Origin of the sequence: Ruminococcus sp. RTP21204st1_B2_RTP21204_210225 (genome assembly GCF_040914135.1) — a bacterium.
GTDB lineage: Bacteria > Bacillota > Clostridia > Oscillospirales > Ruminococcaceae > Hominimerdicola > Hominimerdicola aceti.
In genome coordinates this window covers 150,159-162,820 of the sequence record NZ_JBCPGA010000003.1, presented here as the reverse complement: position 1 = coordinate 162,820, position 12,662 = coordinate 150,159, and the positions used below count along the sequence as shown (strand labels likewise).

General features: G+C 45.4%; 15 protein-coding genes. 5 read left to right on the top strand and 10 right to left on the bottom strand.

Annotation, left to right across the window (positions count from 1 at the left end; translation table 11 throughout):
* Positions 1-225: 225 nt before the first annotated feature.
* The 10 genes from acpP to AB5123_RS02385 all read right to left on the bottom strand — a co-directional run bounded on the left by acpP (position 226) and on the right by AB5123_RS02385 (position 8,721).
* Positions 226-459 carry an acyl carrier protein gene (gene acpP / locus AB5123_RS02430; RefSeq protein WP_038672418.1) on the bottom strand — a complete coding sequence of 78 codons (234 nt, stop codon included), beginning with the start codon at positions 457-459 and terminating at the stop codon, positions 226-228.
* 109 nt (positions 460-568) lie between these two features.
* Positions 569-1,384, bottom strand: coding sequence for an acetyl-CoA carboxylase carboxyltransferase subunit alpha (locus AB5123_RS02425; RefSeq protein WP_022288122.1), 816 nt, complete (start codon positions 1,382-1,384; stop codon positions 569-571).
* The gene (accD, locus tag AB5123_RS02420; RefSeq protein WP_046439842.1) at positions 1,377-2,255 is read right to left on the bottom strand and encodes an acetyl-CoA carboxylase, carboxyltransferase subunit beta; all 879 of its coding nucleotides are present in this window, start codon (positions 2,253-2,255) and stop codon (positions 1,377-1,379) included. Before accD ends, AB5123_RS02425 begins: the two co-directional genes overlap by 8 nt.
* Positions 2,255-3,625, bottom strand: a complete 1,371-nt coding sequence (locus tag AB5123_RS02415) for an acetyl-CoA carboxylase biotin carboxylase subunit (RefSeq protein WP_038672424.1) — start codon at positions 3,623-3,625, stop codon at positions 2,255-2,257. Before AB5123_RS02415 ends, accD begins: the two co-directional genes overlap by 1 nt.
* Positions 3,626-3,663: 38 nt before the next feature.
* Positions 3,664-4,095, bottom strand: a complete 432-nt coding sequence (gene fabZ, locus AB5123_RS02410) for a 3-hydroxyacyl-ACP dehydratase FabZ (protein WP_022288125.1) — start codon at positions 4,093-4,095, stop codon at positions 3,664-3,666.
* A 20-nt stretch (positions 4,096-4,115) separates the two neighbouring features.
* Positions 4,116-4,592 carry an acetyl-CoA carboxylase biotin carboxyl carrier protein gene (gene accB / locus AB5123_RS02405; protein ID WP_038672426.1) on the bottom strand — a complete coding sequence of 159 codons (477 nt, stop codon included), beginning with the start codon at positions 4,590-4,592 and terminating at the stop codon, positions 4,116-4,118.
* A gap of 15 nt (positions 4,593-4,607) precedes the next feature.
* Positions 4,608-5,840, bottom strand: coding sequence for a beta-ketoacyl-ACP synthase II (fabF, locus tag AB5123_RS02400; RefSeq protein WP_118162741.1), 1,233 nt, complete (start codon positions 5,838-5,840; stop codon positions 4,608-4,610).
* Between the two features lie 91 nt (positions 5,841-5,931).
* Complete coding sequence (gene fabG / locus AB5123_RS02395) at positions 5,932-6,666, bottom strand: 3-oxoacyl-[acyl-carrier-protein] reductase (protein WP_038672431.1); 735 nt, start codon at positions 6,664-6,666, stop codon at positions 5,932-5,934.
* An 18-nt stretch (positions 6,667-6,684) separates the two neighbouring features.
* Complete coding sequence (gene fabK / locus AB5123_RS02390) at positions 6,685-7,623, bottom strand: enoyl-[acyl-carrier-protein] reductase FabK (protein WP_022288129.1); 939 nt, start codon at positions 7,621-7,623, stop codon at positions 6,685-6,687.
* A 90-nt stretch (positions 7,624-7,713) separates the two neighbouring features.
* Positions 7,714-8,721 (bottom strand): beta-ketoacyl-ACP synthase III, encoded by a 1,008-nt coding sequence (locus AB5123_RS02385; RefSeq protein ID WP_265290572.1) that lies wholly within the window; start codon positions 8,719-8,721, stop codon positions 7,714-7,716.
* Between the two features lie 413 nt (positions 8,722-9,134).
* Here AB5123_RS02385 and fabD point away from each other — a divergent pair, with 413 nt between their 5' ends.
* The 5 genes from fabD (at position 9,135) to AB5123_RS02360 (ending at position 12,657) form a co-directional block, all read left to right on the top strand.
* Positions 9,135-10,058, top strand: a complete 924-nt coding sequence (fabD, locus tag AB5123_RS02380; RefSeq protein WP_118162737.1) for an ACP S-malonyltransferase — start codon at positions 9,135-9,137, stop codon at positions 10,056-10,058.
* Positions 10,059-10,076: 18 nt separating this feature from the next.
* Entirely contained in the window at positions 10,077-10,604 is a 528-nt protein-coding gene (locus tag AB5123_RS02375; RefSeq protein WP_278339706.1) for a hypothetical protein, read from the top strand.
* An 18-nt stretch (positions 10,605-10,622) separates the two neighbouring features.
* Positions 10,623-11,102, top strand: a complete 480-nt coding sequence (locus tag AB5123_RS02370) for a dCMP deaminase family protein (protein WP_022288133.1) — start codon at positions 10,623-10,625, stop codon at positions 11,100-11,102.
* Positions 11,103-11,266: 164 nt separating this feature from the next.
* Positions 11,267-12,115: a shikimate dehydrogenase gene (locus tag AB5123_RS02365; RefSeq protein ID WP_278339707.1), complete on the top strand. Its 849-nt coding sequence runs from the start codon at positions 11,267-11,269 to the stop codon at positions 12,113-12,115.
* A 26-nt stretch (positions 12,116-12,141) separates the two neighbouring features.
* Positions 12,142-12,657 (top strand): shikimate kinase, encoded by a 516-nt coding sequence (locus AB5123_RS02360; RefSeq protein WP_117905015.1) that lies wholly within the window; start codon positions 12,142-12,144, stop codon positions 12,655-12,657.
* Positions 12,658-12,662: the final 5 nt, after the last annotated feature.

The following is a 12,662-nucleotide window of genomic DNA, read 5'->3' as shown; positions in this document are numbered from 1 at the left end:
AAAAAGCCTGCAATGAAAAAAGCGGCATAAATTAAAAATATTTTCCACATTTTCAACACGGCAAAAACGCAGTTTTTTTGCCGCTGTGTTTGCTGTACCCTTTTTTCAAGATTAGATAGTTCTTTTTTGCTGTGTGATATATTAAAGCCCGTGGGCTTCCATATCGAGGGAATCCACGGGCTTTGTTGCGCTTTTTTTACAGCGCCTTTTTGAAACAGTCAAAGATTATTCCTCAACCTTGTTCTCGATATACTTAACAATATCGCCAACAGTCTTGATGTTCTCGACCTCTTCATCAGGGATCTCTACATCAAAGCTCTCCTCGATGCTCATTACAAGGTCAACTACGTCCAGTGAGTCAGCGCCGAGATCCTCTGTGATAGAAGCCTCCATAGTTACTGCGTCCTCTTCAACGTCGAGCTGCTCTACGATAATGTCCTTGATCTTATCAAATACCATTACTTTACCTCCATTCTGTACTTTACTGGGTCTGCCGCTCAGCGCAGCATTTATGTCAGCCGCCGCCGCTCATAAGTCGGCAAATCATTCGGCATGATCATCAAAAAACTCATTCCTGCGAACTTTCCTCAAACTCGCCCACAGTTCTAAACTTATTATACCGCCCCTCAAGCAATTCGTCAAGACCTTTTTGCAATTTTCTTTTCAAAGCGCCCTCGATATAATCAGAGATATTCTCCGCAGTGAGCTGTGGGTCGTTATGTGCGCCGCCGTCGGCTTCGGAAATTATATGGTCGCACACCCCAAGTCTTGTAAGATCCTCGGCGGTTATCTTCATTATATCACAGGCTTCACGCTCTCTTGTGGAATCCTTCCACAGGATACTTGCAAAGCCTCTCGGTGATATTACTGAATAGATAGCGTTTTCAAGCATTGCAAGCTCATCGCACACTGCAAGAGCCAGCGCTCCTCCCGAGCCGCCTTCTCCGAGTATTATGGAGATAACAGGAGTCTTGAGGGTCATGAACTCCATGATGTTTTTGGCTATCGCTTCGCCCTGACCACGCTTCTCAGCTTCTACGCCGCAGAATGCGCCTGCTGTATCAACAAGGCATATAACAGGTCTATGGAACTTCTCAGCCTGCCTTGCAAGCCTGAGAGCCTTTCTATAGCCCTCCGGGTGTGGCATACCGAAATTGCACTTCTGATTTTCTGCAAGATCTCTGCCCTTTACCTCTGCGATAACTGTAACAGGTATGCCCTTAAAATAGGCTATGCCGCCCATAACAGCACCGTCATCACCAAAAAGTCTGTCTCCGTGCATCTCAAAGAAATCGTCGAATATAAGAGGGATATAGTCCTTAGCAGTCGGTCTGCCCTTGTGTCTGATTATATCAAGTCTTTGACAAGCTGTCAGCTCACTCATTTGAGGACACCTCCTTTGCTGGCTTATGAAGTCTTAGTATATGAGCGAGAACTCTTCTCATTTTCTTTCGCTCAACTATCATATCAACAAAGCCGTTTTCAAGCATGAACTCGGCAGACTGAAAATCGTCAGGAAGCTTCTGCTTGATAGTACCCTCTATGACACGTCTGCCTGCAAATCCGATTAGCACCTTTGGCTCTGCGATTATAATATCGCCCAGTGACGCAAATGAAGCTGTTACACCGCCTGTGGTAGGGTCGGTCATAACTGCGATATAAAGCAGACCTGCTTGGTTATGTCTTGCCACTGCTCCGCTGGTCTTCGCCATTTGCATAAGGGAAACTATACCCTCCTGCATTCTTGCTCCGCCTGAGGCTGTGAATGCGATAACAGGGAGCTTATTTGCGGTGGCGTATTCGATAGCTCGTGTTATCTTTTCGCCCACAACGCTGCCCATGGAAGCCATCATATAGTTGGAATCCATAACGATTATAACTATCTTCTCGCCTCTTATGGCAGCCTTTCCTGTGATAACGGCGTCTTTAAGACCGGTCTTTTCTCTCAAAGCCTGCTGTTTTGCTTCATAGTCAGGAAAATCTATAGGATTTTTTGATACCATATCCTTATCAAATTCCTCAAAGCTACCCTTATCTATGGTGATATCAAGACGTTCTTTTGCGGTAAGTCTTGAATGATAGTTACAGTGAGGACAAACCTTGCCGTTTGCCTGAAACTCCTCCATAAAAGTAACGTTTCTGCATCTTGGACACTTGAAAAGCAGACCCTTTGGGATATCGGTCTTTTTCTTGTCATCGTCCGCCTTATCGCCGTTAAATCTTACTTTAACGACAGAAAACAGATCTTCAAGCATTATTCCTTACTCCTCTCATCTGCCAAAATGTCGGTACGGTTAAGAAAACCGTTATCGTAATTGCCCTCTAAAAACTCCGGGCGTCTTATAAGCTTGAGCTGGAAATCAACATTGGTTGCAACTCCGTCCACGATAAACTCAGACAGCGCCCATGTCATTTTTGCAATAGCTTCTTCTCTATTCTTACCGTGAACGATGAGCTTGCCTATCATGGAATCGTAATAAGGCGGTATCTCATAGCCCTGATAAACTGCGGTATCTACTCTTATTCCAGGGCCTCCGGGGATAAAGAGCGACTTTATCCTGCCAGGTGACGGTCTGAAATCAAGAAGCGGATTTTCCGCATTTATACGGCACTCTATTGCATGACCTGTCAGCTTTATATCCTCCTGCTTTATAGACAATCTCTGTCCTGATGCGATAAGGAGCTGTTGCTTTACAAGGTCAACGCCTGTGACGGCCTCTGTGATAGGGTGTTCCACCTGTATACGGGTGTTCATTTCCATGAAATAGAACTCGCCGTTTTTATCCACGAGGAACTCAATAGTGCCTGCGTTCCTATAGCCGCAGACCTTAGCGGCTGTACAAGCGGCTTTGCCCATTTTCGCACGAAGCTCCTCATTCATAAAGCTTGCAGGGGAAGGGGCTTCCTCGAGGACTTTCTGATTTCTTCTCTGCATGGAGCAGTCACGCTCGCCCAGATAGATAACGTCGCCGTAATTATCCGCAAGTATCTGTATCTCGATATGCTTAGGGTCTTCTATGAATTTCTCGATATAGATCTCGTCATTGCCGAAGCAGGCAAGAGCTTCCTGCTTTGCGGCGGTCATCTGCGCTTCAAGCTCGTCGTCGGAGTGAACGATCCTTATGCCACGTCCTCCGCCGCCTGCTGAAGCCTTTACCATAACAGGGTAGCCAAGATCTCTTGCCAGCGTATGGGCTGCATGGATATTTGAGATAGCACCGTCTGAACCCATTATAACAGGCACGCCTGCTTCTTTCATTGTTTCCTTTGCCTGCGCTTTATCGCCAAGCATTTCAATAGACTCGGCTCTTGGTCCTATGAAAGTTATGCCGCACTTTTCGCACATTCTTGCAAAGGACGGATTTTCAGACAGAAAGCCAAAGCCCGGATGGATAGCGTCTGCACCTGTTATCTCGCAGGCGGAGATTATCGCCCTGACATTAAGATAACTGTCCTTGCTTGGTGCAGGACCTATGCAAACGGCTTCGTCTGCTATCTGAGCGTGGAGAGCGTTTCTGTCAGCGGTGGAATATACCGCAACAGTATGTATGCCAAGCTCTCGGCAGGCTCTTATAATGCGGACAGCGATCTCGCCTCTGTTCGCTATCAATACTTTTTTGAACATATTATGCCTCACTAATTATGACTAGAATAAGAGATACCTTACTTTATCGCAAAAGTTATCTCAGCGGAAACAGCCTTCTTGCCGTTTACAGAAGCAAGTGCCTTTCCAACGCCGATAGGACCCTTGACTTTGATTATCTCCACCTCGATATCCAGCTTATCACCAGGCACTACCTGCTGACGGAACTTACAGTTGTTTATGCCGCCGAACAGACCTATCTTGCCCTTGTTCTCAGGAAGTGAAAGCAGTGCAACTGCACCTGCCTGCGCACACATCTCTACCATAAGTACACCCGGGGTAACAGGATAGTTCGGAAAATGTCCCTTGAACCAAAAGTCCTCAGCCTTTATATACTTTGTAGCCTTTACACGCTTGCCCACTTCAAGCTCGTTTACCTCGTCGATAAGCAGAAAAGGGTCACGGTGAGGGATTATTTCCATGATCTGCTCTTTATTCAAAACAACTGCCATTGTCTTTCCTCCAAATCAGTTTAGTCAAGTATCATTATGGTCTGATCGAACTCAACAGCGTCGCCGCTGTTTACGCATATCTCTCTTACCACGCCGTCAAATTCGCTCTGTACTTCGCTCATTACCTTCATGGACTCGATAATGAAGATAGTGTCGCCCTTCTTTATCTTGTCGCCAACGCTTACGAACGGCTTTGAATCAGGTGACGGAGCGGCATAGAATGTTCCCACGATAGGGGCTTTAACTGCCTTGCCGCCTGTTACCGGCGCTGATGTTGCCGACGCTTCTGGTGCTGTCTGGGCAGCAGGTAAAGCTGTGCCTACAGCCATTGGCATAGGCATTCCCATTGGTGCAGGAGGAGGGCATTTCTTGCCCTTTACTGTTATCACCTTGTCGCCGTCAGCTATTGTTATCTCACCGAGGTCTTTATTCTTCACGATATCGGCAAGCTTCTCTATTGTTTCAAGGTCAAACTGGCCATAAATTTTTTCGCTCATATCAGTTTCTCCTTATTAGTCGCACTTCTTGATACAGATAGTAGCGTTATGTCCGCCAAAGCCCAGAGAGTTTGAAAGTGCTGCATAGACAGGCATTTCTCTGTTGCCCTCAACGCAGTAGTCAAGGTCGCACTCAGGGTCAGGAGTGGTGTAGTTTATTGTCTTATGAACAAAGTCGTTCTGTACAGAAAGTGCAGTAACGATAGCTTCCATGCCGCCTGCCGCACCAAGAAGGTGACCTGTCATAGACTTTGTGGAGTTTATGACCGTCTTTCTTGCGGCTTCTTCGCCAAGAGCAAGCTTGATAGCTGTTGTTTCATACTTATCGTTAAGACCTGTTGATGTGCCGTGAGCGTTGATGTAGTTCACCTGCTCAGGCTTCAGACCTGCTTCTTCATAGGCATACTTCATTGCATGAGCGGCAGCCTCGCCTGTTGGTGATGGGCTTGTCATGTGATAAGCGTCGCCTGTTGCGCCATAGCCTGCTATTTCAGCTATGATGTTTGCACCTCTTGCTTTAGCGTGCTCATACTCCTCAAGGCAAAGTATGCCTGCACCCTCGCCAAGGACAAAGCCCTGTCTGTTCAGGTCGAATGGAGTTGAAGCCTTGTCAAGCTCTGTTGCCTTTGAGAGAGCCTTCATATTGTTGAAGCCGCTGAGTGCGAAATGAGAGATACAAGCCTCTGAGCCACCGCAAAGGCAAACGTCAAGATAGCCGTCCTTTATTTTTCTGAAAGCTTCGCCGATAGCGTGAGTACCTGAAGCGCAAGCTGTGGTGGTACAGAAATTATCGCCCTTAAAGCCTGTATGCATTGCAACAGTACCAGCCGCCATATTGCCTATCATCATAGGGATAAAGAAAACCGATACCTTATCAGGCTTTTCGTTGAACTTTGTTACTTCCTTTTCGGTCATGTTAAGACCGCCGATACCAACACCGATTATAACGCCAGCCTTAAATGGATCAACGTCCTTGAAATCAGTGCCGGCCATTTTAAGAGCCTGCTTTGCAGAGCAAACAGCGAACTGAGTAAATCTATCCATTCTCTTTGCTTCTTTTTTATCTATATACTCAGTGCAGTCAAAATCCTTGACAGCGCCGACTATCTTTACAGGAAAATTTTCGGTATCAAACTGGTCAACATAAGACAGGCCGTTCTTGTTAGCCTTGATATTAGCCCAAAATTCCTCTACGTTCTTGCCAAGAGGGTTTACTGTACCCATACCTGTGATAACAACTCTTCTCATTTAAACACTCCTTAGTATCATTTAAAACATATCAAATCTACATTCCGTAAAACAAATTTACATGACGTAAGATGCCCGTCACGGTGAGTGACTACATCATAAGTCCGCCGCTTATTTCTATTACCTGTCCTGTAACGTAGCTTGCGTCCTTGGAAGCAAGGAAGGATACAACACCTGCTATCTCGTCAACTTCGCCGTAACGCTTCATTGCTATCTGATTTATCATAGCCTGCTTCTGAGCGTCTGTGAGCTTGTCTGTCATAGGGGTCTTGATAAATCCAGGGGCTACAGCGTTGCAGGTGATACCTCTTGAGCCAAGCTCCTTTGCAACTGTCTTTGTCATGCCGACGATAGCCGCCTTTGTTGCGGAATAGTTTATCTGTCCAGGGTTGCCGTAAAGTCCTGCAACTGACGCAAGATTTATTATCTTGCCTGACTTCTGTCGCATCATAACGCTGCCCACAAATTTTGACATATTGAACACGCTCTTCTGGTTTACAGCAACTACCATATCGTACTGCTCCTCGCTCATACGAGCCATAAGGCCGTCACGAGTGATTCCTGCGTTGTTTACGAGAACGTCGATAGTGCCGAAACGAGCCTTTACTGCCTTGACTGTTTCCTCTACCTGTGCATAGCTTGAAACGTCGCAGATGAACTTTTCACACTCTACGCCCTCTGCCTTTATCTTATCCATTATATCGTTATCTTCAAACATTGCCTCAGAGATATCGTTGAGAGCAATATTATAGCCGTCCTTTGCAAGTCTGAGTGCTATTGCTGCACCTATTCCTCTTGCGGAACCTGTTATCAATGCTGTTGCCATTTTATCTTCCTCCGTCTTTTACTTGCCGAGAAGCTTTTCTGCTTCTGTGAACATTTCCTCTATCATATCCTTTGCAGGCTCGACCTTCTTTACCATGCCTGCGATAGCTCCGCAGAGGAAAGAACCCTCCTCAAGGTTGCCGTCCTGAACGGCTTTTCTCAGTGAACCGAGGGTTATCTCCTCAAACTCCTCAGGTGTGATTGTGCCGTTTGCTTCGCCGCTTGCAAGCTTCTTTGAGAACTTTGTCTTAACGTTTCTGCATGGGTGACCTGTATATCTGCCTGTTACGATACTGTCTGTATCCTTAGCCTTTACAACAAGCTCCTTATAAACAGGGTTTATCTGACACTCCTCTGCGGCAAGGAAACGTGTGCCGAGCTGTACGCCCTCTGCGCCAAGCATGAATGAAGCGGCTATTCCTCTGCCGTCTGCTATTCCGCCTGCGGCGATAACAGGTATCTCAACTGCGTCAACTACCTGTGGTACAAGACACATGGTTGTGTTCTCACCGATATGTCCACCTGACTCTGTTCCCTCTGCGATAACAGCGTCAGCGCCTGCTCTTTCCATTCTCTTTGCAAGAGCAACTGACGGAACGACAGGTATCACCTTTATGCCTGCTTCTTTCCAAGCTGCCATATACTTGCCGGGGTTGCCTGCACCTGTTGTTACGACAGGTACGCCCTCGTCTATAACGAGCTGAGCGAGGTCGTCGGCATTAGGGCTCATGAGCATGATATTAACACCGAAAGGCTTGCCGTTTACAGCCGCCTTTGTCTGTCTTATCTGATCTCTCAGGTAGTCGATAGGTGCAGAGCCGCCTGCGATTATGCCAAGTCCGCCTGCGTTTGAAACTGCGGAAGCGAGAGTATGCTCAGCTATCCAAGCCATACCGCCCTGAAAGATAGGGTATTTTATACCCAAAAGTTCAGTTATTCTTGTCTTTGTAGTAGTCATAGTAGTTCTCCTTATTGTCAAAAGCAAATTTTATGCCATAATACATAATAACAATTTATTATGTACCGAATATAAACTGTATATTTATTATCAATACTCGAAAACAGCCGCACCATAAGTAAGTCCACCGCCGAAGCCTACAAGACAAATCTTGTCGCCTCTTTTTATCCTGCCTTCTGCAACTGCGTCGCAAAATGCGATAGGGATAGATGCGGAAGATGTGTTGCCGTAGCGGTCGATATATACCGGGAACTTGTCCATTGAAACGCCAAGGTGCTTTGCGGCAGTTTCTATTATTCTTATATTTGCCTGATGCGGCACTATCCAATCAAGGTCATCAGGGGAAATTTCTATCTTTGCACAAGCCTGCTCAACTGCATTTGGAAGTGCCTTTGTGGCAAACTTATAGACCTCTTTGCCGTCCTGCTTGAAGAAATAATCCTTTGTTTCAGGCATATCCATATCAAATTCCTCGCTATTAGTTCTGAAAGCGTTCTCAGACTTCAAAGCACGGGAAGCAAGATACTTTGCACCGTTTCCGTCTGCGCCAAGGAAGCTTGAATATGTAGTATCCTCTGCTGTTTCAAGGACGAAAGCGGCTGCGCCGTCACCGAAAAGCACGCAGGAAGAACGGTCGGTATAATCAACGAATTTTGAAAGCTCCTCAGAGGCCACCAAAAGGACGGTCTTTATTCCGTCGCCTGTCTGGAGATATCTCTTTGCGGTATCAAAGCCGTAAACAAAGCCTGCACAAGCAGCGTTAAGGTCAAATGCGATACAGCCTATCGCGCCTATCTCTCTCTGGATAAGGCAGGAAAGCGACGGAGTGAAATAATCTCCTGTTACTGTTGTGGCAATAATAAGGTCGATATCCTCTGCCTTTACTCCTGCGTCAGCCATTGCAGCCTTTGCCGCCATTGCTCCAAGATAGTATGTAGGCTCGCCATTTGTGATGTGTCTTTGCTTGATGCCTGTTCTCTGAGTTATCCACTCGTCGCTTGTTTCAACGATCTTTGTGAAATCCTCGTTTGTTGCGACCATTTCAGGCACATATTTGCCTATGCCCTTGATCTTTACGCCTGTTACTTTACTTCCCACTGATTTTTCCTCCTGAAAATTCTATATTATATATTGTATATTTCCGCAATTTGTGCTATAATGTTCTTGTTCCTATGGAGCAAATCAAAATATATTATATCAAAATATAATTAGTTAATTTTTTAACTATATAACACATATCATAACATTATAATTATAAACTGTTTTTTTAGATACGTCAATAACAAATTATGAACAACTCTTGATAAATTTAAACATTTAGAGAATTTTTCACAAGTTTTAGGGCGTTAGTTAATATTATGTGTCTATTTTTGAAAATATCTTGCAAAAATTAAATCATAAAACAATAATTAAGCGTAGATAACTTTCAGAAATTTACAGATATGAGATGAGGCGGCTTTGATATTATCAGGCGGCTATGTATAAATTTAACCACAAAGGAGTAAAATTTTATGTCAAAAAATATTTTTTTGTTTTCAGGTCAGGGCTCACAGTATGTAGGAATGGCTAAGGAGCTTTGCGAAAAGTATGATGCTGCAAATGCGGTTTTCGACACAGCGGAAAAGGTGCTGGGATATGACCTGAGAGCGGTAACATTTGACGGTCCTGACACTGAGCTTAACAAGACAGTGAACTCACAGCCTGCTATAATGGCTTGCTCGCTTGCCGCTTTTGAGGCTGCAAAGGCTGAGGGCATCACATTTGACGGCGTAGCAGGTCACTCACTGGGCGAATATGCTGCTATGGTAGCCGCAGGTGTTGTAACTATTGAGGACGGCTTCAAGCTCATCAAGGCGAGAGCGGCTGCAATGCAGAAAGCCGCAGAGGCTAACAGTGGCTCAATGTATGCTATAATCGGTCTGCCTGCTGAAGAGGTCGAGAAGATATGTGAGGAAACAGAGGGCTATGTTGTTCCTGTAAACTACAACTCAGCTGTTCAGACAGTTATCGCTGGTGATACTGCGGCTTGCGAGGCGGCTGCGGCAAAGTTTTCGGAGATGAAGAAAAAGGCTATAAAACTCAACGTCGCTTCTGCTTTCCACTCAAAGCTCATGCAGAGTGCGGCTGATGAATTTATTGAAACTGCAAAGACAGTTGAGTTCAAGACTGCAAACGTTGATTTCTACTCAAACGTTCTTGGAACAAAGCTTGAAGATTTTTCTGCTATGCCTGATATGCTTGCCAAGCACATCGTTTCACCCGTTAAGTTCACTTCTGAGCTTGCAGAAATGGAAAAGGCAGGCTATGAGAACTTTATCGAGCTTGGCCCTAACAAGGTGCTTACCGGTCTTGTAAAGAAAACTCTCAAGGGCAAGAACGCTGTGAACATTGAGAACAATGCCACAATGGAAAAGGCTCTTGCTTCTCTGAGCTAAAATATCGAGGGGAGAAAAATGAAAAAGGCTATGAAAAGGGCTTTGCTGTTGGCATTGGCGGTGGCAATGCTTGTTTGTATGAGTGCCTGTGGAAAATGTGCGTGGGAGATAAAGATAAACGGTAAGGATATACAGATACCATGCACTCTGGACGATATTGGCGAGGAATATGAATACACGCTGGATTATCCTTTTTCGGGGAACTCAAACGGCAAGGGGATATTCTCGGTGGCACTTATGCAGGACGGCAGTATAATAGGCACTGTTAAGGTAGAAGCGGACAGTGTTGACAATATTGACAGGAAGTCGAAGATACGTCAGATAAGTGCGGCGCAAAGCAGTTCCGATAAAAAGGGAATGAGTATTGCAGGGGTAAAATGCGGTGATGACAAGACGGAAGTCAAAAAAGTTTTCGGCGAGCCTGACAGTCCTGACGCAGACGCATGGAAATACAAGAAAAGGGGCTTTTTGGCGACTTTCTTTTTTGATGATGACGGCAAGGTGACAATGCTGAGCATATCAGACATTGATGATGAAGATACCTGATAAAAGGCGGTGTATAAAATGAAACGCAATGACTACATATCATGGGACGAATATTTTATGGGCATTTCACTGCTATCTGCACAGAGGAGCAAGGATTCTCACACGCAGGTAGGGGCGTGTATAGTTTCTCAGGACAACAAGATATTGTCAGTAGGCTACAACGGTATGCCTACCGGGTGTTCTGATGATGAGATGCCTTGGGACAGGAACGGAGAGTTTCTTGACACGAAATATCCATTTGTGTGTCATGCCGAGCTTAACGCCATTCTCAACCATGCGGCAGGAAGCTTACAGAATGCCAAGATATATGTTTCACTTTTTCCATGCAACGAATGTGCAAAGGCTATCATTCAAAGCGGCATAAAGGAAGTCGTTTACTGGGAGGACAAATACGCTGACACTGACGGAGTCAAGGCTTCAAAGAAAATGTTTGAGCTGACGGGGGTAAAGATACGCAGGTATATACCTACTAACCGTGAGATAACTATAAGGCTGTAAAAGGCAATTATCCTGCCGAAACAGTTTCAGGCGACAATGCGGGCGAACACTGTTCGCCCCTACTGTACATTGTGCGGCTATTAAGGTTTGTGCAATAAATTGCAAGTTGCCCCTACAGATATACATTATGATATACAGAAATTTTTTATAAGAAGGAATGTAAAATGTCAAGAAAATACGCTATACTTGGAGAAACGCTTAAACACACTATGTCGCCTCCTATTCACGCCAGGCTTTTTGAACTGAAAAACCGTGAATACGAGTACGAGATACTGGAGGTAAAGCCTGAGGAGCTTAAAGGCAAGGCGGAGTATCTTAATTCTCTTAACGGCTACAACATCACTATTCCCCACAAAATAGGCATTATCGACTACACTGATGAGCTTGACCAGTCGGCAAAGCGTTATCACTCTGTGAACTGCGTTGACAACAAAAACGGCAGGCACGTTGGTTACAACACTGACTGCGACGGCTTTCTCAGGACTGTTCGTGCAATGAATATCGACTTCACGGGAAAGATACTGCTTATAGGCTGCGGCGGAGTAGGCAGAATGATGGCAATTGAGGCGGCTCTTGCCGGGGCTGACCTTTACATTGCGGTACTGGAGAGCGATATGCCTTTGGCTAAGCAGGTAGAGAAAGAGATAAAGGCTATGAAGTCTGACGCTAGGATAACTATTGTTCTAAACACTGAGATACCGACCGACGTTCACTACGAGCTGCTTATGAACGCTTGCCCTGTGGGAATGTATCCTAAGACAAACGCCTGCCCTGTTCCTGATGAAGTTATAAAGGCGAGCGGTGCGGTATTTGACGTTATATACAATCCTCGTGAGACTTTGCTCATGCAGAAAGCCAAGGCTATGGGCAAGAATGCTGTCGGAGGCATGGCAATGCTTGTTTGGCAGGCGGTTTCCGCTCACGAGATATGGGACGGTGACGAATACACAGATGAGGAAGTTCAGTCTATCATAGACGAAATGGAGATCGCTGTGGAGAAGGATTTTAAGTAAAATACATTATAATAAGGATAGTAACTATGAGACCAATTTTTTTGTGCGGCTTTATGGGCTGCGGAAAATCTACTGTGGGAAAGATCTTGGCGAAAAAAATGGGCTGTCAGTGCGTTGACCTTGACAAGTATATCGAAGACACGGCAGGAATGAGCATACCTGAAATATTCGACAAATACGGTGAGGAGCATTTCAGGAAGCTTGAAACCGAGGCTCTTGCAGCATTTGCTGACATTGGCGGCGTTGTTGCAACAGGCGGCGGAGCATTGCTTTCGGAGGAGAACGGCAAGGTGGCTAAAAGATCGGGCATGGTGGTCTTTATCGACACATATTTCAACACCTGCTACGGACGCATAAAAAACGACCCTAACAGACCTATCGCTTACAACTCCACCAGAGAACAGCTTTCAGAGCGGTTTGATTATCGAAGACCTTTATATCTTGCCCACTCACACTATGTCATAAGCGGTGGTTATCCGCCTATCGTCATCGCTTCTAAGATACAAAAGCTTTACAAGAGATTTGATTTCGGGCAGGGCTGATTTAG